This is a genomic window from Amphibacillus sp. Q70, assembly GCF_052055485.1.
Classification (GTDB): Bacteria; Bacillota; Bacilli; order Bacillales; family Amphibacillaceae; genus Amphibacillus.
Map to the genome: position 1 here is coordinate 70781 of NZ_CP197171.1, position 22959 is coordinate 93739.

The window sequence follows — 22959 nt, forward strand, 5'->3', positions numbered from 1 at the left end:
TCATTCCTCACTTTCTCGTTGACTACATTTGTAATCATTAGTACTAACGTTAGTTTACAACCGTAAACGATAAATGTCAAGTCAAATTATATTATTTCTTATGTTTTTCATTTACTTTACTCATAAAGTTGATTTTTCCCTATGATATAATCAGCCTGAGGTGAGTCAAATGGAATTATCCAGTTTAATTAACGACCATATGATTATCCAGCGCCATCAACCGATAATCATCTCAGGTCGAGATCAAGCAAACGAAACCATTCGGGTGATTTTTTTAGAGCAAACCTATACAACGGCTACTTCAGCAAATGGAAATTGGTCAGTTATCCTTGATCCAGCTGAACCAGGGGGTCCCTATCAAATGGAGATTATCGGAACTGAGAAAAAACGGATTAGCGATATTCTAGTCGGAGATGTCTGGGTTCTAGGTGGTCAATCCAATATGGAATTACCCGTCCATCGCACACTTGATTTATTTTCTGAAGAAATGAAAATGGTTAATCAACCACAAATTAGACAGTTTAGTGTCCCTCAAAATTATAACTTTCATCAGCCAAAGAAACAGCTATCAGGAGGAAAGTGGCTAAAAGCAGCTGCAGAAGATGTGCTTAACTTTAGTGCTGTTGGTTATTTCTTTGCCGAAAAAATTTATCAAGAACACGACATTCCCATTGGCTTGATCCAAACAGCTGTCGGTGGAACGCCAATTGAAGCATGGATGCGTGAAGAAACACTGCGTCAATTGGGGACTTATAATCAAGTGCTTGATCAAAGTAAAAATGACGATTGGATTCAAGAGACAATTAAACAAGAGGAAGAACGACAGCAACAATGGCATCAACAACTCGACCGCAATGATCAGGGCTTGCTTGAAAAATGGTTCAATCCAAGTGTTGATACAAGTGACTGGCAGACGTTCGCTCTACCCCATTCATGGCAAGATACGGCGCTTGAACAAATTAAAGGGGCTGTTTGGTTTCAAAAAACGATTGAACTATCCGATTCCGTAACTGAAAAGGGAGCGATGTTAAAACTGGGTACCATTGTTGATGCTGATCAAACCTATGTCAATGGACATTTAGTTGGGCAAACAGGCTATAAATATCCGCCCAGACGTTACCAGATTCCAAAAGGGATATTAAAATCAGGAAAAAATACGATTACCGTTCGCGTGATCAGTACAGAATCAACTGGTGGTTTTATAACTGATATGCCTTATCAGTTGATCACAGATAAGCAGAACATTTCCTTAATAGGTTCTTGGAAGTATCGTATTGGAACAATCACAAAGCCTTTAATTCCGAGCACCTTTTTCAGAAATAATCCTGCCGGGCTCTTCAATGAAATGATTGCTCCTATCGGGAACTACCCCATAACGGGTGTACTTTGGTATCAAGGTGAGACAAATACTCATCAACCAAAAGGCTATCACAAATTATTTGAAAAACTCGTTGAGGACTGGCGGCAAAATTGGCAAATCGGTGATTTCCCGTTTATCTTTACGCAGCTGGCTAATTTAGAGACGGGTGAAGATCAGCAGGAAAGTCATTGGGCGATGTTACGAGATGAACAACGTCAGTCGTTACAAGTTGAAAATACTGCAATGGCTGTTACCATTGATGTCGGTGAATATAATGACCTGCACCCACAAGATAAGAAAACAGTGGGTCAACGCTTAGCAAAGTGTGCCAACGTCCTTGCCTACAAGCAAAAAATTGAATACATGGGTCCACTGTATAAGTCACATCAAATAAATAATGATACGATTGAAATCACCTTCGATCATATTGGATCTGGTTTAGCCATCCGAGGTGACGCATTAAATGGATTTACTATGGCTGGAGCAGATAAGCAATTCTTACCTGCACAAGCACGGCGGATAGAAAATAAAGTCATCGTCTCACATTCACAAATTAAAAGCCCTAAACATGTGCGCTATGCATGGGCAGATAATCCTGAACAAGCTAATCTATATAATAAAGAAGGTTTACCCGCCTCACCCTTTACAACAGAAACGGAATGACTTGATTAAAACTAGCCTTTTCACTCGATCCTTGAGGAGTAAGGCTAGTTTTTTTTATGTTTTAATTTGCTATCTTCAAATGCATAAAAATAATGTTTTTTACAAAAATTCATTGGACTATGAAGTGAATATCTCTATACGGTTTTTATCACAGATAACCGTCCGTAAAACTCGGGGCAACAACAGGTTTCGATGGGGCGAGTAACCGCAAATCTTTACGGTGGGACGAGTAACCATATGCATGACCTACATCCTGTAGGTCCAACTCCCACTGATTGAAGTTTCGTTTTATAATGACAAAATTCCTAAAAGTCAGATTGAACCTTTCTATCCGACTTTTCAACTTAAGGTTTTCCTTGAAATGAGGGATAGAACTACTCTATCCGACTTTTCAACTTAAAGTTTTCCTTGAAATGAGGGATAGAACTACTCTATCTAGTTTTTCACAAGTTTGTTTATCCAAAAGGCGGGATAGGTACTTGAGCTGACAATCTCACATATTGAATACCCAATAGATCAAAGTCCCTTTCCCCGTACTTCTTCAAGTAAAAAATTAGCCTATATTTAAACAAATCAAACAAATCCACTTGACATCTCATTTTCATCTATTATACTTATATACATAACTATATAACCATAAACGAAATTTTTGCTGGAGGTGGGACTAATTGACTCAAACATTTGACGATAGCAAACCGATATTTATGCAAATTAAAGAAAAAATCGAAGATCAAATTGTTAATCAACAATTAACTGAACATCAACAAATTCCTTCAACGACGCAAATGGTGCATTTTTATAAAGTAAATCATCTGACAATATCGAAAGGAATTAATCTCTTAGTTGATGAAGGTATTCTTTACAAGAAAAGGGGGATTGGCATGTTTGTAGCAAACGGAGCAAGAGCAATACTTCTCAAAGATCGAAAAAATAAATTTGCCGATGCATTTGTTTTACCGATGATTCAGGAAGCTAATAAATTAAATTTAACGGATAAAGAACTTAGCCAAATGATTAATAAAGTAAAGGAAGGTGAAGTTAAATGAGTCTTGACGTTATATTTGAAAATGTTTCTAAGTCATATCGAGACTTTCAGGCACTTGATCATGTGTCTTTTGCCTTAACACCAGGAAAAACATATGGATTAATTGGACGAAATGGTGCTGGAAAGACGACACTACTTTCTCTGTTAGCATCTTTTCAGCTTCCTACATCTGGACAAATCAAAGTAGGTGGTGAAGAGCCATTCGAAAATAGCCAAATCATGCCTGAAATCAACTTTGTCTATGAAGCAGATTATAGTGATGAATATGAAACAATGAAAGACTATTTACAATATGTTGGACGTTATCGCCCAAATTTCGATCAGGACTATGCTCAAAAGTTAGTGGAGTTATTTGAATTACCTCAAGATAAACCGATCAAAGAATTTTCAAAAGGGATGCAATCTGCATTAAATATCGTCTTAGGTTTTGCCAGCAGATGTCCGATTACAATATTTGATGAAGTGTATTTAGGGATGGATGCACCTAATCGAGAACTTTTCTATCAAGAAATCATTGAAGAGCAAAGCCGACATCCTCGCACACTCATTCTATCAACCCATCTTGTTTCTGAAATGGACTATCTATTTGATCATGTTCTAATTTTAGACCGTGGTCGATTGATCATCGATGAGGCATTTGATCAAATTATCCAGCGTGGTGTATCGATTACTGGTGATGCCTCAAATGTTGACACTTTTGCTACAGAACTCAACATCTTAAATAGTCAGCAACTTGGTGGAACCAAATCCATTATGGTATATGGTGAAATGGATGAAGCTAAACAACAAGAAGCTAAAACATTAGGCTTAGAAATAGGACCTTTAGCCCTTCAGGATCTATTTATTCACTTAACAAAAAAGGAGCGATCTTATGAATCCTAAAAATCACTCAAATATAGCCAAATTATCATTTGATTTCTATACGATGCAAATGCAATGGTCACTCTGGTATTTAGCGATTGTTATTGCAATCAGTTTGATTGCCCCCCTATTTATTCCTCAAATGAATGAGGGGCAGTGGAATTTTGTCGAAGTCATCTATAATGCATCAAAAATCTATCTGGTCGTTGTCGCCCTTTTCACTTGCTTTGCCTTGCTTGGTTATATGGTAAAGAGCGGCGTGACACGTAGAGATTACTTTTATGGAACAATGATTGCCGCAGTTGGGGTCTCTTTTAGTTTAATGATTATGGCATCAATCATTTCAGTCGTTATTGAATGGATTGGCTACCAACCCTATTCACAAACGATTTCATTTCTAGATACAACATCGACTTGGTTTGTTCCAATTTTATCATTAAGCTTAATCTTGCTTAGCTATTATATCGCTGGTTGGATAATTGCCGTTGGTTATTACCGATTTGGTGGCTTGAAGACAGTAGGTTTCGTTATTCTGGCGTTTAGCTTTGTCTCGTTAATTGATTTGCTATGGGAAGGAGAAATGGTCTATCCGTTCTTTTCAAAAGCATTCAGTTTTTCATTAGATGGCATGCCGATTCTCTATTCGTTTGGGATCACGCTCATTTTAATGGGTCTAGCTTTATGGCTTGTGCGTCTGATCACTAAACGAATCCCGATTAAAATTGAGTAATAGCCTGAATTAACCTAGAATGAAGGAATTAAACATTAGGGTGAAGTGAATAATGCTTCACCCTTAACTATTTTCAGTTTATTAAGCTTCTTATGAATTCTTCAGTTATTCATATTCCAGTTAATGAGATCTAAGATTTCATCTTTCATTTTCAAATATGCATCATTAATTGGTACTCGATTATTAGGTGTTCTATAAGCTAAATGTGTATAATCCACCTTAAATTCTTTAAGAATCATTCCTGGCTTTTTAGACATAACAACAATTCTTGTTCCTAAAGCTAAAGCCTCATCTACATCATGAGTGATCATCAACACAGTATTTTCATTTTCTTTCCATAATTTCCTGATTAATGTTTGCATATTTAAACGTGTTAAGGCATCTAAGGCTCCCAAAGGTTCATCCATTAAAATCATTTCAGGTTGATTAGCAAGTGTCCTAGCCAACGCCACTCTCTGTTTCATTCCACCAGACAATTCAAAAACTGCTTTATTTGCATCATCGATAAGATCTATTTGTGTTAAAAAATGATGACTAACCTTGTCAATCTCTGTTGATTTAAGACCTCTCATTTTAGGACCAAACTCTACGTTTCCTTTTACTGTAAGCCAAGGATATAATGTTGAAGATTGAAAAACAACACCACGATGCCAATCCGGACCATTAATAGGGTGATTTTGAAAATTCACCTCACCGCTCGTGGGTTTTTGATAGCCAGCCAAAATACGAAGTAAGGTACTTTTACCACAACCCGATGGTCCTAAAACACAGACAAATTCACCTTTCTCAATCTTCAAATTAATATTTTGAATGGCAGGTATCGAGGTTTTTTCATTTCCAAAATTCATTGTTAGATTTTTTACTTCTATTAACGGAGTATTTTTTTTCATTTCCAGCCCCTATTCTTCTCTTGCTAGAAAAATTTCAATATATTTTGGTTCAATAAATGCATCAAGCATTTTTTGATCTGGAGAATTTGAAATTGATCCTTGATCCTCAAGAAAGTCCGCTGTTTCTTTCATAACATTAGCAAAATCACCTAATTGTTCACTTGTTCCTAAATACTCTTGTGTTATCTCTTCTTCAGGCGTTAGCCAAATAGAACCTTGCATTTGGTTTAAAGCTTCTTCTACCGAGATTTCCAATGGCTCTGCCACTATCTCTGCTGCATTTTCCTTATTTTCTCGATAAAGATTACCACCCTCTGCCATTGCAGCAATAACATCAGCAACTAACTCAGGATAATTTTCTGAAAATGCTTTACGTGCAAGGGTGATATTCGCTGTTTTATGCCCCATATCTGCCACTTGCTCAGACGAAATAAGTAGGTTCCCAGTTTCTAGAATTCTGCCTAATGATGGTTGCCATGTGTATGCTGCATCAATATCATCACGCTCCCATGCTGCAACAATATCCATTGTCTGCATATCCAATAACTCCACATCCTCTGTAATTCCCATCTCATTTAAGATTTGAAGCAAACTATAATGTGAAGTCGATGCAAAGGTTGTCGCAACTGTCTTACCAGCTAAATCTTCGATCTGATTGATCCCTGAATCCTTTTGAACGGCCAGTCCTTCTATCTCACCTAAAATTTCATGAAGCCAAATTAGTTCCACGTCCAATCCTGTGGCTAGAGCTATAACTCCATTTGTATGTCCCATTGAAGCAAAATCAATACTACCCGAAGAAAGAGCTTTATTTGCATCTACACCAGAATCAAAAATAACAAAATTGGTTTTAATTCCTTTATCATCAAAATATTCTTTGAATAACCCCTCTGTCATAGCAACCATCTCGTCATTTGGTACCCGTAAGTAACCAATATTTATTTCTGTTGGTAATTCCCCTTCAGCTATACTTGATTGTTCATTATTGCAACCTATTAAAACAAGACTGATCACAAGAACAATCAAGAAAAAGCAACTTTTCTTTGTACATCTCATTTTTTATGCCTTTCCTTTCCAAAACACGAATTTTCCTTCTAAATACTTTAGACCACTATCCAGCAAAACACCTGTCAGCCCCATAATAATAATCCCGACAAACATCACATCAGATTTTAAATATCTTGACGCATCAATAACCATCCAACCGATACCTGATGTAGATGCAGTCATTTCAGCAGCAACCAAAGTTGTATATGCAAAGCCCATCGCTGTACGTAAACTGGTAAATATTTCAGGAAGACAAGCAGGTAAAACAATCCTTAAAAAAACATCCTTTTGTGATGCTCCCAATGAACGGGAGCTTAAAATATAATCTTGATCAAGATTATTGACAGCTGATACGCAAGCGATATAAATAGGTGCAAAGGCTGCTAAGTACAGTAAAGTAACCTTTGAACCATCATCAATCCCCATCCATAAAATAAGTAAAGCATAGTAAGCTAATGGGGGAATTGGACGATAAAACTGAACAATTGAATCAATGATAGCGCTGATTTTTTTAAAATAGCCACTCAGTAAACCCAGAGGAATCGCTGTTATCAATGCAAGCAAAACAGCGATGATTAGTCGTTCAAAGCTATCTCCCAAATGTCCCCATAAACTAAGTTGATTATAGCCATTAGATACAATGTCGATAAATGCCCGCCAAACATCCTGTGGCGAAGGTAGAACAATTGATGAAGTATCCTCTATATTTGCAATGATAAACCATAAGCTTAAAATAATTAACCAAGTTAATAATGTTAAGGTTCTCTCCAAATGACTTTTTTCTTTCTTTCCATTCATTTCATTTCCCCCGATTAATTTTCCTTATGTCTATAGACCAACATGACTTAGATAAAAAAAGAAAAACTCAAATTGAATTTTTCTTTTTTATCAAGCTCTTAGTTAAAATTATAATCTGTCACAATAGGCTCACGTTTTAATTCGATATCATTAAAGTACTCATATTCACTCACGCCTAAGAAGGAACCATCAATGTTATACACATTTTCATAACCAAGTTGACCTAACGCACGAACCATATTATAGCTCCGCTGTCCTGAACGACAGTGTATATATACAGGCTTATCATTAGGAATCTCACTTAAACGATCACGGAATTGGCTTAATGGAATATTAATAGCACCTTTAATATGACTTAATTCATACTCATCTACTTCTCGTGCATCAATGATCATTGCTTTATTCTCAACTAGTTGTCGTACTTCGGTAACGCGAACTTTTTTATATTCACCATTCAAAATATTTAAAGCTGTTAAAGCAGCATGGTTAACAACATCTTTGGCTGTTGAAAAATGTGGTGAATAAGATAATTCTAATTCTTTTAATTGCTCTAGGTTTGCTCGAAGCATGATTGCCGTTGCAATTACATCAATTCGCTTATCTACATTTCCACGCCCAACTGCTTGTGCACCAAGTATTTGTCCAGATGGTTTAGCAAAGATCAACTTAAAAAAGAGGTTTTCTGAATCTGGCATCAGACCAACTTTATCTTTCGGAATTACATAAGAGAAATCATAATCAATTCCAGCTTCTTTAAGTTGTTTCTCATTTAATCCCGTATTTGCTACATTCAAATTAAACATTTTAATACTTGAAGAACCAATAACGCCTGTATTCGTATAAGTCCTACCATAAACATGGTCTGCAGCTGCACGGGCTTGACGTTGTGCCGGACCAGCAAGTGTTAATTGAACCTTTGCACCCGTGGTAAAACATGTTGTTTCAATCGCATCACCAACTGCATAGATATGTGGATCACTTGTTTGGTAATGATGATTAACTTTTATTGCTCCCGTTTTTCCTAATTCAAGCCCTGCTTGCTTGGCTAAAGTCACTTCTGGATGAACGCCAATAGCCATAACAACAGCTTGAGCTGATATCTCTTTTCCTGAAGCAAGGATAAGTTTATCTGTTTCAACTTTTTTAAGTTCATCATTTAAAATAAGGTTTATCTCATTATTGATCATTTCTCGATGTAGTATTTGTGCCAGGTCATAGTCAATTGGTGTCATAACTTGATCTTGTGCTTCTACAAGTGTAACGTTATAACCAGAGTATTTTAAGTTTTCAGCAACTTCAAGTCCAATAAAACCTCCGCCGACAACAGCAATATCCTTTACATCATTTACCTTAGCATAATTTGTTAATGATTCCACATCAGGAATTGTTTTCATCACGAATACATGCTCATTGTTAATTCCACTAATACTTTTCGGTAAGATCGCATTTGCACCTGGTGATAAGAAAAGAACATCATAACTCTCACTATATATTTTGCCTGTTTGAACATCTTCTACATCAACTGTTTTTTCTACTTTATCTATAGCAACAACTTCATTGAATACACGTGCGTCAATATTATATTGCTTATCAAATTGATTCGGTGTCATTAATACTAAATCTTGAGACTCCTCAATATCCCCACTTAAATGGAAAGGGATGCAGCAATTTGAAAATGAAACATAAGGTCCTTTTTCAAACATAATAATCTCAGCCGATTCATCCAATCTTCTCACTCGTGCCGCTATTGAGGCACCTCCAGCTACTCCTCCAACAATTAATACTTTTTTCCCCATAAAAAATATACCTCCTACTAGTTTTGTGAAAAAATCATATATCTTATTATTTTCTTATTTTTATCTCATACGATGAGGTAGAATACAGACCTTACCTGCAAAAGCTTTCATTCCAAAAATCCCACCTAATGACATTGCAATAAGAAAAAACCAACCTGAAATTGAAAAACTCGAAATTGACGCATACATCGCACCAATATTACAACCTAATCCAAAACGCGAGCCAAATCCAAGCATTAAACCACCTAGGGCAAAATATGCGCCATCTCTTTTATTAAAAGCAAAATCAAATTTAAATCGATTGGCTAATAGCAATGCAACAGAGCAGCCTACTAATAAACCAATATTACGAATAGTTCCACCATCTGACAATAAACCTGCATTTACTTTATCAATATGTGAACCAAAATACTCCACTGGAAATTTAACACCTAATGATTGAAAGATCGCTACATTCCAAGTTACTAAAGGTGTTGATACACCCCAATTTTTCCCTGTTGTTACTAAAACAAACAATGCAGCAAAAGCTAAGGCCATTGCTCCAATAGTAAAACTCCATCGTTCTACAAATAGTTTATGATAGGTTTCATAGCTGAAGAATTTTTTTCGCTTCTCATGAGCTAAGGGTTGTTCAATCGTTTCATAATCTCCCTTAGGATCCAAATATGTTCCTTCCTTTTTGCGATAACTCTCATAACATACCACTAGCCAATAAATGATGCCTAAAAGAGCCACTGTCATAAGAAATGCACCAAAGTAACCAAATACCTCTGGTAAATGGAGTTGTACACCCACTTGTCCAATAGCCGTTTGATCAATTAATTCCCTTGCAAAATGTCCAGGGGATGCACCTAAAATAAAAAATATAAAGGCAATCAATGCTCGACCAGAACCCTCTCCAAAATCAGCTAATGTACCTGAACCGCAACCACCAGCTAACATCATTCCTACTCCAAAAATAAATCCACCAATAATCGTTGCAATATTTGTAAAATAAACATTTGCTGTACCGGGAATAATATCCATTCCTTCAGTTGCTAAATAAGCAGGTACTGCACCTTCAAGTGCAGCCTTCCACTGAATTCCCATTGTAACCAGTGCTGTCACAAGAATAAGTATTAATAGTGCTTTTGATAAACTTCCTTCCCCACGCATATAGATTCGCTTTATTCCCCCAGCAAAACCAAAACGTGATCGTGTTAATATGTAACCCAATAATACACCTGCAAATAAATAGACAGGTAAAGTTTCTGATAATGAATGAAGATAGACACCAAAGAGAACTAAGCCAATGATAATAAAAATTCCGATTATTAACTGGGTATATCTTGATCTTTCTATTGGTGTTGACTCTATTTCCCTCATTAAAATTCCCCCTTCGTTCTTCTATTTGATTTTTTATAATTGTTCAATAGTTCACATAAATAAATAAAAAAATAGAATATATTTTGTTTATCTATGTAAAGCAACTATCGACGAATTTAATTATAGCGGGAAGATTATACCTTGTGAAATGATGAATTTGAATATAACTATTCTTAAAAAGAATAGTTGTATAAAATAAACTTGAACACTATTGAGTCTGATGAATAAATAGGAGTAAAAATTAATGGGGAGAATCGTAACAATTTTCTATGCATTCATTCTTAATTTATTGGAAGTTGTTTGATTACTATTGAAATGATATATTTATTAATGGTTGAAACTTAAATATAGTGCCCTCTTATAGAAACATAATAACTAGTTTAAAGGAGAGAAACTTAGTGCTTGACTATAGATATAAAACATTTTCAGTTTTAGCAAATACCTTAAATTATACAAAAGCTGCTAAAATTCTTGCTTTAAGCCAACCTACTGTCACAAAACATATCCAATACCTTGAAGATGAACTTGATACTAAATTGTTTGACTATCAAGAAAGGAAGGTGAAACTAACAAAAGAAGGGGAATATTTAAAACAATCTATCGAAAAACTTGATCAAACTATAATACTCATTAAAGAAGAATTAACCGGGAATAAGCAACCATTATCATTTAACATCGGTGTAAGCCGCACAATTGGGGAATACTATATCCCTGACTATACCGACCTTATGTCAGAACAACAAAAGCTACATGTAAACATAACTGTTGAAAATACTTCTCAACTATTAAAGTTATTAAATAAAAGATTAATTGACTTCGCTCTTATCTCTGGTCCTGTAAACTCAGATCATTATGAGAGTATTCCATTCTATGAAGATCAAGTTTTACTTATATGTTCGCCTAAGCACCCTTTAGCAAATCAAACTGTTTCTCTTGATAATATTTTTTCTGAAAAATTCCTTTTTCGAGAAGAAGGTGCTGGAATTAACGATAGTATTAACTCCAAATTAGCATCTTGTCATATCACATCAAATAATTTCAAAAATATAACACGTATTGGAAATATTCAACTTTTAAAGGATTATATTAAAAAAAATGATGGGATTGGATTTTCATATGCCTTATCAGTTAGCAAAGAATTAGCAGAAAAACAATTAAGTATGATTACACTGAAGGACTTTAAAATCATACAAAAGTTCTACCTTCTTTTTAATAAAAAAATAAAAAGAAATGAAGAAGTACAAAAAATCCTTTCATTATTTCTTAAAGAATAAAAGCCCCGAATAAAAACAAAATCTCATTGTTCTATTCGGGGATTATACAGATATTAACTATTACTATTTACTTTTATAACTTCTCACCATTTGTTTCAATCACTTGCTTGTACCAATCAAAAGAGGCTTTTTTCTTTCTTGCTAAAGTCCCGGTTCCATCATCATGCTGATCAACATAAATGAAACCATATCGTTTCGAATACTCTCCTGTTGAAGCACTGACCAGATCAATACAACCCCAGCTTGTGTAGCCGATTAAATCAACACCATCGTCAATCGATTCCGCCATGGCTTTGATATGTTCACGTAAATAATCAATTCGATAATCATCTTGAATCGATCCATCTTGCTCAACCTTATCATAGGCTCCAAGCCCATTTTCAACAACAAAAAGCGGAACTTGATAACGATCATATAAAGCCTTTAGCGAAATTCGCAAGCCCACAGGGTCAATCTCCCAGCCCCAATCACTTGCTTTTAGATGTGGATTTTTTACCCCACTCATGATATTACCAGCTGTTTTTTCTAAATCGGTTGGATCTGCTTTCTCTGTTCGTGACATATAATAACTCAAGGCAATATAATCAACAGGATATTGCTTGATGATCTCAAGATCGCCCGCTTCAATTTCTAATGCAATACCATGTTCCTTGAAATAACGATTAATAAAGGTTGGATATTCACCACGCACCTGAACATCACCACAGAAATAATTAAAGACTTGCTCCTTCTCAAGTGCATCTAAGACATTGACTGGATCACAATCATATGGATAGATCGGCGTATAAATAATCATACAACCAATTTTTGAATCAGGAATAATCTCATGACCGATTTTAACCGCCAAACTGCTGGCAACAAATTGATGGTGAAGGGCTTGAAAAACAGACTGTTCATTTTCCTGCTCATTCGCTTTTTTTGAAAAGCCTAGACTCATAATCGGCATGACCAAACCACTATTGATTTCATTGAATGTCATCCAATATTTCACTTTATCTTGATAGGCTGTGAAAATAGTCTCAACATAGCGTTCGAAAAATTTAATGACTTTGCGATTACGCCAGCCTCCATATTCCGTTACTAAATGAAGCGGCATTTCATAATGTGAGATCGTTACAACCGGCACAATATTATGTTCTAATAATTGATCAAAAACACGATGATAAAAATCGAGTCCTTCTTGATTTGGTTCTTCTTCATCTCCGTTTGGAAAAATACGTGACCAAGCAATCGACAACCTAAAGGCTTTAAAGCCCATTTCAGCAAATAAAGCAATATCCTCTTGATAGCGATGATAGAAATCAATCGCTTGATGATTAGGATAGGTGCATCTTTCCTGATCCAATTTAAAGTCAAAACCTGGCTCGGTTAAAATCGCTAAACGCTCTTTTCCACCCGGAAGGACATCGGCAATATTTAACCCTTTACCGCCCTCATTAAAACCACCTTCGATTTGATTGGCGGCTGTTGCTCCGCCCCAAAGAAAATCACTTGGGAATTTTTTATTTTGCTTCATCAACTATCTTGCTCCTTTCTTAATTAAATCAAAATGTGTCATATTTTAGTCCTTTGTAAATCGTGCAATATCAGCACTTTAACTTTCTAAATCGAGTAAAGGTTGATCCGTTTTAATATTCCCTTGTGCAACAACTTCAACACGTTGATATTTATCATCATTTGTAATCACAATTGGAGTGATCGTGTCATAGCCTGCTTTTTCAATTTCAGCAATATCAAATTCAATCAATAATTGTCCTGTTTCAACTTTATCACCTTGGGAAACGTGTGCTTCGAAGAATTTACCGTCTAATTGAACTGTATCGATTCCAATATGCATCAATAGCTCTGCCCCATGTTCAGTTACAATACCAATCGCATGATTCGTACCAAATAAGGCTGAAACGGTTCCACTTACAGGTGCAATCAATCTTCCTTCTGTAGGCTTGATTGCTGCCCCTTTCCCTAAAGCGCCTGAAGCAAAAGCATGGTCAGAAATATCGGTTAAACTTTTTATCTCTCCATTTAAAGGTGTTGAAATCACTTCACTATTCACGTCTTGTGGAATATCTGTTGGTTTTACTTCGTTTGTTCCTTCTGTTACCGGAGAATCTTCTTCATTTTTATTGATCGCACCAAAAAAGTAAGTTAATACAAAAGCTAATACGGTTCCAACCACGACAGCAAGTATCGTTCCCATAAATGCCGTATTCAAACCTTCTTCTGGATGGATAAAACTTGGCCATTGGAATACACCAAGTCCACCCATCACATATCCTACTGATCCGAATATACCTAATATGGCTCCACCAATCGCTGACGAAATAAGGGTGTAAATAAACGGCCATTTGAGTGGTAAAGCGATCCCATACATAGCAGGTTCGGTTACTCCAAAAACAGCTGATAAGAACGCTGGAAAACTTAGCGTTTTAATTTTCTCACTTTTCGTTCTTATCCAAACAGCAACAATTGCACCGGCTAAGGCAAAAGAATGAACAAATATCAAAGCTAAGATTGGATCCCAGCCTTGACTGGTAATATTGTTTATTCCGATTGGGACAAGCCCCCAATGCAGACCAAACATAACGAATACTAACCAAAAACCTCCTATGAAAGCACCTGCAATAACAGGACTCAATTCATAAAGCCAAATCGTTCCTTGACCTAACAATTGACTAGCCCAAGTGGCAATCGGACCAATGATCAAAAATGTTAACGGGATAATAATTAACATCGTCAACATTGGCACGACAAACGTTTTAATCACATCTGGAATCACTTTTGCCAAGTAATTTTCGAGCTTAGCAGCAAAAAATGTTGATAAAATAATCGGAATAACAGACATAGAATAAGTCATTAGAATAACTGGAATACCCAAAAACTCGATATGAATCGGTGATTCAAATAATGTTCCAGCAAACAATGTGTACAAAGGCTCTCCAGCTTGTGGAATACCCTCAAGTGCTGGATACACTAAGGCACTTGCGATCACCATCCCAAGAAAGGGTGTTCCACCAAATTTTTTCATCGCTGTATAACCTAAGAAAATTGGTAAGAAATAAAATAATCCATCCCCAATCGCATTTAAAATTTGGTATGTTCCACCTTGCTCATCAAGCCATCCTGCTGCGATAAATAAAGCATTGAAACCTTTAATCATACCTGAAGCGACTAACACAGAGAGAATGGGAGTAAAAATACCTGAAATTATTTCAATGAATTTATTAAGTAAATTCCCCTTTTCTCCATCATCCTCATCAACCTGCTTTGCACTTTCAAAGCCACCTTCAGCCACAACTGCTTTATAAACATCCGGGACATGGTTGCCAATAACAACTTGATATTGACCACCACTTTGTCTAACAGTAACAACACCGTCCATATTGTTAAGAACTTCCGTATTTGCTTTTGATTCATCTTTCAATTTGAAACGGAGTCGCGTGATACAATGAACAACGCTTTTAACATTCTCTTTTCCCCCTACATTTTCGATAATGTCTTTGGCTAATTCTTGATACTTCATCCTTAACCCTCCTATAATTTTTTAGAAAAACTTGGCTTATCACTACATTTTAAGATCTTCCACATCCTAGGACTCAGAATGAAAAAATCTCTTATTCTTGTGATGTAAAAAGTCTAAGGTTTCGCTTAATCTGATTACTCATCCTAACCAAATGATCGATGGAAACCGTTGAAATCACTATAGCCATGAGGAAGTGAGGCCTTCGTTTTTCTTAAACTAGCATTGATAAGATCTCATATTTCTTGATCGTGAAAAAATAAAAAACCCAAATATATTTTGAAAACATTAAGTTTTAACAAGACCTACATCTCATATAAAAATAAGAAGTATAAATACATTCTTATCCAAATACATCATAAAATAATGTTCTCAAAATCATTCAGGTTATGCCCAAAAAGGTAACATTCCAAATTCAATTATTTTTTCTTTATTAAACCCTACCAAAAATTAAATCAATCTCGATTGGATAGCCGGTGAATATGCAAGGTCAAATAAAGAATTTCATCTTGTGAAATTATCCAATCATGGTAGTCTTTAAGATAATCAGCAATTCTCCTAGTACAACGAAAAGCCTCGTTATACTTTAGTTTAATTTGTTCATATAGAAAATCATCATAGGTGTTTTGCGCTTTTTCTTTTCGAATAAAACGAATCGCAAAAAAACGTAAATGTGTCAAAAAACGTTCATAATTGATTGATTCTTCATCAAATTCCATTTGAAAATAATATTTAACAATATTTAAAATATCATTAACCATTTCAGTTACTTGAATCGTCGTTGCAACGTTTTCGCCAGAGAGTTGACTATTCACAAGATGCAAGGCGATGGAGGCTGCTTCATCTTCAGGTAAAGTCATCTCTAATTTTTTATTTATCAGTTCAAGCGCTTCTAATGATATAAGAAATTCTTGTTTATAATATTTGCGGATTTCCCACAGTAAAGGGTTTTTTAAATCTAAACCTCTCCTATGTCTTTCAACTGCAAAATTTAAGTGATCAAGTAAAGCAACATATAAATAATCATTTAATTTATAAGGCAATTTATCCTTTGCTAAAGTAATCACTTTAAAAGTTAGCTCTAAATAGATTTCTGGAATATCTTCAAGTAATTCAGCAATCTTTGTTGATATACCTTTGCTTTCTAAAACAAAAGTTTTTTCGATTTTTGTGGGGTCAATAGATGAACCGATCTTTTTCTGAAAAACAAGACCCTTTCCCATCACAACAATTTCTTGATTGAGCTCGTTGTCAGATATGGCCACATTATTATTTAAAATCTTTTTGATCTTCATCTCTACTTCACACCTATTTCACTTTTAATTAAATCTGGTTCAAAATTAAGTAGGAAAAATTCAAGTCTTACTTACCTCAGTTTTTAAGACTCAACTTAACATTTTCTAGGTGTTCTTGCGGATGACTCAAGCGGGTAGAGAATATTTATTCTCATATCCTACTTAAATAACTAGAGTAAAGAATATTTTTTAAATCCTAATAAATATTCTTTATGGGCTTTAATATTTCATCAAGAATTTCCTTTATCACTGAATCTAAAGGAACAAGTGGATTATTTGCCATTGCTATATGCGTAACTTCCAAACATGTGTCTTCTATTTTTGCCCTATCACTTTCCTATCTGCCTTAAACAATTGTTAAATCTCAATACTTTTATTTCATAATAATTTCCCCCTCCTCTTTTGATAATTTTAAATATAGCGCTTTCATTCCAAGATAAGTAATATCTCACTTATCCTGGAATTAAAAAAACCTGAATTGCATCAAGACACACCAAGGGCGTGTCAAAACAATTCAGGTTATGCCCAAAAAGGTAACATTCCTAAATAAAATCCATATTAATTTACAACTATAATTTAGCATAACTTTCAAATAGCGTCAACTATTATTTCAGTGAAGAATTCGAACAGCTATATCAATAAATATTTGATATTTAAGCTAATCTCATCCAATTGAAAGGCAAACAACTGCCATATCGGATAGCCTGACGTTATTTGTTTATCATTATATTTTCGATCGAAGCTCTTTTTTACAAGAAATCCATTAAGGCAGTTGCGATTGAAAAATAAATAAGCAATCCTAAAACATCATTAAGTGTCGTAATAAACGGTCCTGACGCAATAGCTGGATCGAATTTCAACTTATTAATAATTAATGGGACAATAAAACCAACAACTGTCGAAACAGTCAACGTACAAAGAAGTGAAAAACCAACAATCACTGCTAATACCCAATTTCCATAAAAAATAGATATTAAGATCGTGATCGATACCATACAAATTAAACCAAGAAGAAAACCAGCACTTAATTCTCGTTTAATCATGCGCCAGAATCCTCCCGCTTTAATGCTTCCTAGAGCAAGACCGCGAACAGCTACTGTTAATGATTGTGTTCCTACATTTCCAGCTGAATCCATAATCATTGGTATGAAAACAGATAGTAAAACGACAGATTCTAAGGTTTCTTCAAAATAACCAATCACACTAGCTGTAATCATTCCTAGAAACATAAGTGCAACAATCCATGGAACTCTTTTTTTGGCTGTTTCATATCCACTCAAATTTATATCTGTTGATCCCTTTGTTGCCGATAAGTCCTCAAAGTCTTCTGTCGTTTCTTCTTCTAGAATATCCATAATATCATCAACGGTTACAATTCCAAGTAAACGATTTTGCTTAGAAACAACTGGAACAGCAAGAAAATCATATTTTTTTATTGTTCGTCCGACATCTTCTTGGTCCATGTCCTCAGTTACAGAGATAACTTTTGTACTCATCACATTTCCAATTGTTTCTTCTGGTGGAGCAACAATTAAATCACGTAATGAAACAACCCCAACTAATTTTCTTTCCAGATTAACAACATAAAGATAATAAATAATTTCTGCTTTAGGTGCTTCTTTTCTTAGTCTTTCCAGAATATTTGCTACGGTTTCTGTAGTTGATATTCGAATTAACTCTTTCGTCATGATTGACCCTGCCGTTTCTTCCGTATACGACAGTAGGCTTCTTACCTGTTCCGCTTTATCTATATCCATTTTCGACAAAATAGCTTCTGCTCTTTCAGGATTTATCTCTGTTAAAAAAGTCACTACATTATCTGTAAACATATGATTAAACATGTTTGATGAATAATCTTCATCTAATTCTAGGAAAAAGAGTTTTTGTTCTCTGATATCTAAACCAGAGAATATTTCCGAAAATTCTTCGGGTTTAAGATATGCATAGCCTTGTTTACGTTCTTTTTGATTTAGGGCAATAAAAATATCTAATTGATCTGAGGGATGTAATTCTAAAAAAGAATGGCGAAATCCCTTCTTATTTTCTTTGTGTAAGGCAGCTAAAATAACCTTTGTATATTGTTCACGTTTTTTTTCATCTAACTTTTCCATTGTAATCCCTCCTGCTAGGAGTTAACTACTTTATTCTAGAAGAATTGTAGGAATGAACTCCTGTAATTTACTCTTTTCAATAAAAACTAAACAACAATAATGATCCGAATCAGCATCTTGACTGCTTTCCATATCCATTCCACATCCTTCCCATATATGAATGAAAATATTAGAAAAAACTAACTTACCGTTTAGAGCTATAGCTAAGCAGCTCTATCAATGATTTAATGAATGTACGCTATACAGCTTTTTCGAAGCCTGTTATATCTCTAAGCAATCCTGCCACACGGCGAGTACACTCACTCTTGTTTTTCTTATACTTTAATTCATTAAAAATTATCCTCTCAAGGCACAAAAAAACACCTCCTACGATAGAAGGTGTTTTGAAAATAGCCTAATTAAGAGGTATGCTTTAGAAGAACTTACATTCACTCATCTTTTAAAGAATGTATGAGTTATTCTTATCCTTTAGGCGTAAATATTTTAGCTGCGACTAACTTGCTTCTTAGCTGAAATTTTACACTTTACTAAAGTCCATAAAGCCACCATAAAAAAGCTGACAAATATCCTCCAATCGTAGAGCTTTAGCACTGTGAGGCATAGGAAAAAATCCAGCTACATTAAAAACAACCTTATTTCGATTGTTCCTGTTGACCCATTGGCGTCTTTGGACATTTTTGGGCAGCAGCGTATCTCCACCACAGGAGCCTTACCTAACGAAGGTTTTTATGACCATCCTTTAGAATACATCAATTGTTGCCATTAGTCAATCGGTCAAGGATAGTTTTTTGATAAAAAAATCTTGTAAAGTTGAGCTAACAAGTGTATAGCCACAGATAAGAACTGATTTTTATAGCTCATATTAACTTATTGGAGAATATATAAGATGAAAAAGAATAATTTACAGCTAATTGAACTACTCACCCCTTAATTTCTAATGAAATTTGAAGAGGGAGATTCCTAAGAACACCAACCTAATGGTTGATTATTGATTAGGCGATCCCTGTCGTACCGACAGTTAGAAGTCTGATGGCTTCAACTTCAATATTTTTACTTGCGTTAAGATCTCGATCGTGTGCTCTATGGCATGAAGGACATTGCCACATGCGTAAGGCGAGATGCTTAACGTCTGGATGTCGATAGCCACAATGCGAACAAAGTTGACTAGAAGGGAAGTTTTTGGAGATGGCTACGACTTCCTTTCCGTACCACTTGGCTTTGTATTCAAGCATCGTACGGAATTCTGACCAGCTGACTTCACTAATGGCTTTTGATAATCGTTTGTTTTTGAGCATGTTAGATACTTGTAAGTCCTCAATACCAATGATGTCGTGATTCTTGACAATTTCAGTACTGACTTTATGCAAGTAATCTGTTCTGACATTTTTAATTTTTTCGTGAATACGAGCGACCTTGACCCGTTGTTTTTGATAATTTTTCGCTTCATGAAGGGGTTTTCTATCTTGCTTGGCTTGTTTATATCGTCTGGACAGTTTGCGTTGTTCTTTTTCTAATTTGTTTTCTAGCCTGCGTAAACATCTAGGGTTCTTATACGTCGTCCCATCTGAAAGTGTGGCAAACGCTTTGATGCCCACATCGACCCCTGTTGATTGCTTCGTTTGAGGGAGTGAGTCTACCTCTGTCTCAACAAGGATAGAAATGAAGTATTTACCACTTGGATGTCTTCTAATCGTAGCATTTAGAAGGCGTCCATCGACCTCACGACTTTTAGCGAACTTGACAAGCCCTAATTTTGGCAGCTTGATTGTATGGCCCACGACTGCGATATTTCCGTTCGTGTGTTTCGTTGTATACGATTGGGTCGGGTTCCTTTTAGACTTAAATCGTGGGGCGTTTGTTTGTTTGTTTGTTAAAGAAGCGCGCAAAAGATTCAGATAGATGTTTGACACTTGATTGAATGGCAATACTATCGACTTCTTTTAGCCACTCATATTCCTGCTTTAAAGCGGGAAGCTGTTTAGAGCATGAACGATAGTTGAGTCCTTTACCCGTTTCCTTGTAAGTTTCATTCCACTTGGCTAGAAAGTGATTGAAAACAAACCGTGAACAACCGATCGTTTTATTCATGAGGATTTGTTGTTCTTTATTCGGATAGAGGCGGAATTTATAGGCTTTATTGACTAACATCATCTCACCTCACTTAATAGGAATATATGTTCTCATTATATCATAAGGGAGATGTTTTGGCTAGCGCCAACCCACATTCATCTCCCACTTACTCACGGGGCGATGCCCTTCATGTTCCTAGAAGTGGGAGGCTTCTGTCGGAAATCCAATAAATTTCAAAATTCACATTTTCATAAATACATCCAAAGCTCAATCAAAATAGACCTCTTCATCAGAATTATGTAAATGTCTAAAGGCAACTTCAATTTGCGATTCTGTATTCCTTGCAACCGATAAAGGAGGTAAATCATTTTTAGCAAAGAAATCAACAGCACTTGTTTCGATTCCTTCCTTGGGTTGCCCACCCATTATGTCACATTGAATAAATATTTTATAGACATGGTATGGTGAGGTTGGGTGTGGATGACATTTTTTATCGAAAATACCTATCAATTTAACTGCTTTAACCTCAAATCCTGATTCTTCTTGAACTTCTTTTACCGCTACTTCACTTGGAGTTAGGCCAATATCACCCCAGCCTCCAGGAAGGGCCCAAGCACCATCTGCTATTTCCTTTACCATTAATATCTTGTCATCTTTAAACACAACAGCACGAACATCTACTTTAGGTGTTGCATACCCTGTCTCATTCGCAAACAAATCTTTAATCAGGGTTTTATCAACCTCTGTATACTGTTCTAAAATGTCAGTACTTAAATCTCTAATGATTTCGAATCTCTCCAAATCATAAACATCTTTTGAATAGGCTAATCCCGCCTGTGATATAGCTTGCAGCTCCTTAGCCCACTCTAACCATTTAGGTTCCATCTAGATCAACTCCACTATTTATTTTTAACTAAATTAACTATTTATAGTGATTCGAGATACTTTAGAATAGCTGCTCATCAATATTTCTACCGAGATAAACAACCCTTCAATTTAGACTGAGTATTTAATATTCTTTACACTGTATTTATCTAATCAACACTTCGCACACAGCGAAATCCCATATTCCCTGCTGAACTTTCAATCGTATTTGCCGTTCTCGCAGCTACACGATATCGATTACAATATGATCGATGGCAAAGATAAGATCCCCCTCTAGTCGTTTTAAGCGTTTGTGAATGTAGCTGATAATCAGATAAATCCTGTGGTTTCGCATATTTATCAGTAAAATGGTTTTGACACCATTCCCATACATTCCCCGATACATTATATAATCCATAGTTGTTTGGTGAAAAATGATCTACTGGCGCTGTCCCTAAAAACCCATCTTCTCGGGTGTTATGGGATGGGAATTCCCCTTGCCATATATTGCATACATGCTCCCCAGCCGGTGTTAACTCGTCTCCCCATGGATATTTCTTCTGAATCAAACCACCTCTGGCGGCATATTCCCATTCTATTTCAGCAGGCAGGCGTTTCCCTGCCCATTCACAATAAGCCATCGCATCATTCCACGAGACATGAATAACAGGGTGGTTCTTTCTTCCTTCTATCGTAGAATCAGGTCCCTCTGGTTTTTCCCAGTAGGCACCTTTGACTTCATACCACCATGGTGTTCTCGCTACTGATTGGTTAGACTTTTTTGCTTGTTCAGGTAACAATAAATGAAAAACAAATGAAGACCCAAATTTTTCTGCATCCGTTTTATAACCCGTTTCGGCAACAAAGCTTGCAAAATCTTCATTCGTGACTGCATAACGGTCAATATAAAAATCATTTACTTTAATATTTTGTATCGGACCTTCTTGATCGGTTTGAAAACCTTCACGGTCGTCTGTCCCCATTAAAAAGTACCCACCCTTAATCAGCACCATATCTTTCAATGGATTAAGCTTACTTTTCACCTTACGAACAGACTCATCTTGTCCATTCATCATTGACTTCTCGTTAGATCGCTGTACTGAACAACAACAACCTTGCTTATTATTTGAATTCAATCAATTCACCTCTTGAATTGTATTTATCAGTTAGGTAGAGAATCATCGCTAAATAATTATTTCATTAAAGTTGCCCATAACTTTACCATTGTTTGTTGGGCTAGTTAGTTTAAATTCTAACATATCAAAAATATTTC

At 35.7% G+C, this 22959-nt stretch carries 16 protein-coding genes, 1 pseudogene and 1 riboswitch; of the genes and pseudogenes, 5 read left to right on the forward strand and 12 right to left on the reverse strand.

All coding sequences use genetic code 11. From position 1 onward, the window contains the following. The first annotated feature begins 169 nt into the window (after nucleotides 1–169). From ACS127_RS00320 to ACS127_RS00335, 4 genes are all read left to right on the forward strand, one after another. Nucleotides 170–2023: a sialate O-acetylesterase gene (locus ACS127_RS00320; protein WP_440896486.1), complete on the forward strand. Its 1854-nt coding sequence runs from the start codon at nucleotides 170–172 to the stop codon at nucleotides 2021–2023. Between the two features lie 668 nt (nucleotides 2024–2691). After that, nucleotides 2692–3069: a GntR family transcriptional regulator gene (locus ACS127_RS00325; RefSeq protein WP_440896487.1), complete on the forward strand. Its 378-nt coding sequence runs from the start codon at nucleotides 2692–2694 to the stop codon at nucleotides 3067–3069. Beyond that, nucleotides 3066–3950: an ABC transporter ATP-binding protein gene (locus ACS127_RS00330; protein ID WP_440896488.1), complete on the forward strand. Its 885-nt coding sequence runs from the start codon at nucleotides 3066–3068 to the stop codon at nucleotides 3948–3950. The genes ACS127_RS00325 and ACS127_RS00330 overlap by 4 nt, the downstream gene beginning before the upstream one ends. Further along, complete coding sequence (locus ACS127_RS00335) at nucleotides 3940–4659, forward strand: hypothetical protein (protein WP_440896489.1); 720 nt, start codon at nucleotides 3940–3942, stop codon at nucleotides 4657–4659. The genes ACS127_RS00330 and ACS127_RS00335 overlap by 11 nt, the downstream gene beginning before the upstream one ends. Before the next feature lie 101 nt (nucleotides 4660–4760). Here ACS127_RS00335 and ACS127_RS00340 read toward each other — a convergent pair whose 3' ends face one another. The 5 genes from ACS127_RS00340 to ACS127_RS00360 form a co-directional block, all read right to left on the reverse strand. After that, on the reverse strand, nucleotides 4761–5549 hold the full coding sequence (locus ACS127_RS00340) for an ABC transporter ATP-binding protein (protein WP_440896490.1): 789 nt from the start codon (nucleotides 5547–5549) through the stop codon (nucleotides 4761–4763). Nucleotides 5550–5558: 9 nt separating this feature from the next. Beyond that, the gene (locus ACS127_RS00345) at nucleotides 5559–6563 is read right to left on the reverse strand and encodes a taurine ABC transporter substrate-binding protein (protein WP_440896491.1); all 1005 of its coding nucleotides are present in this window, start codon (nucleotides 6561–6563) and stop codon (nucleotides 5559–5561) included. Nucleotides 6564–6608: 45 nt separating this feature from the next. Then, on the reverse strand, nucleotides 6609–7394 hold the full coding sequence (locus ACS127_RS00350) for an ABC transporter permease (RefSeq protein ID WP_440896492.1): 786 nt from the start codon (nucleotides 7392–7394) through the stop codon (nucleotides 6609–6611). 98 nt (nucleotides 7395–7492) lie between these two features. Continuing rightward, nucleotides 7493–9190 carry an FAD-dependent oxidoreductase gene (locus ACS127_RS00355; protein ID WP_440896493.1) on the reverse strand — a complete coding sequence of 566 codons (1698 nt, stop codon included), beginning with the start codon at nucleotides 9188–9190 and terminating at the stop codon, nucleotides 7493–7495. Between the two features lie 60 nt (nucleotides 9191–9250). Then, complete coding sequence (locus tag ACS127_RS00360) at nucleotides 9251–10555, reverse strand: YeeE/YedE family protein (protein ID WP_440896494.1); 1305 nt, start codon at nucleotides 10553–10555, stop codon at nucleotides 9251–9253. A 398-nt stretch (nucleotides 10556–10953) separates the two neighbouring features. Here ACS127_RS00360 and ACS127_RS00365 point away from each other — a divergent pair, with 398 nt between their 5' ends. Then, the gene (locus tag ACS127_RS00365; protein WP_440896495.1) at nucleotides 10954–11829 is read left to right on the forward strand and encodes a LysR family transcriptional regulator; all 876 of its coding nucleotides are present in this window, start codon (nucleotides 10954–10956) and stop codon (nucleotides 11827–11829) included. Nucleotides 11830–11902: 73 nt separating this feature from the next. On the opposite strand, the gene ACS127_RS00370 is transcribed toward ACS127_RS00365, so the two are convergent. The 7 genes and pseudogenes from ACS127_RS00370 to ACS127_RS00400 all read right to left on the reverse strand — a co-directional run bounded on the left by ACS127_RS00370 (nucleotide 11903) and on the right by ACS127_RS00400 (nucleotide 22822). After that, nucleotides 11903–13345 (reverse strand): glycoside hydrolase family 1 protein, encoded by a 1443-nt coding sequence (locus ACS127_RS00370; protein WP_440896496.1) that lies wholly within the window; start codon nucleotides 13343–13345, stop codon nucleotides 11903–11905. A 78-nt stretch (nucleotides 13346–13423) separates the two neighbouring features. Beyond that, nucleotides 13424–15349 carry a beta-glucoside-specific PTS transporter subunit IIABC gene (locus ACS127_RS00375; RefSeq protein ID WP_440896497.1) on the reverse strand — a complete coding sequence of 642 codons (1926 nt, stop codon included), beginning with the start codon at nucleotides 15347–15349 and terminating at the stop codon, nucleotides 13424–13426. A 452-nt stretch (nucleotides 15350–15801) separates the two neighbouring features. Next, a complete protein-coding gene (licT, locus tag ACS127_RS00380) occupies nucleotides 15802–16641 on the reverse strand; it encodes a BglG family transcription antiterminator LicT (RefSeq protein ID WP_440896498.1) in 840 nt (279 codons plus the stop codon). 749 nt (nucleotides 16642–17390) lie between these two features. Continuing rightward, nucleotides 17391–18752, reverse strand: a complete 1362-nt coding sequence (gene mgtE / locus ACS127_RS00385; protein ID WP_440896499.1) for a magnesium transporter — start codon at nucleotides 18750–18752, stop codon at nucleotides 17391–17393. Between the two features lie 562 nt (nucleotides 18753–19314). Next, a riboswitch (M-box (ykoK) riboswitch) is annotated at nucleotides 19315–19480 on the reverse strand. A 264-nt stretch (nucleotides 19481–19744) separates the two neighbouring features. Then, nucleotides 19745–20900 (reverse strand): annotated as a pseudogene (gene tnpB, locus ACS127_RS00390) (IS200/IS605 family element RNA-guided endonuclease TnpB). A gap of 189 nt (nucleotides 20901–21089) precedes the next feature. Then, nucleotides 21090–21707, reverse strand: a complete 618-nt coding sequence (locus ACS127_RS00395) for an NUDIX hydrolase (protein WP_440896500.1) — start codon at nucleotides 21705–21707, stop codon at nucleotides 21090–21092. A 149-nt stretch (nucleotides 21708–21856) separates the two neighbouring features. Next, nucleotides 21857–22822 (reverse strand): formylglycine-generating enzyme family protein, encoded by a 966-nt coding sequence (locus ACS127_RS00400; protein ID WP_440896501.1) that lies wholly within the window; start codon nucleotides 22820–22822, stop codon nucleotides 21857–21859. Between the last annotated feature and the right edge of the window lie 137 nt (nucleotides 22823–22959).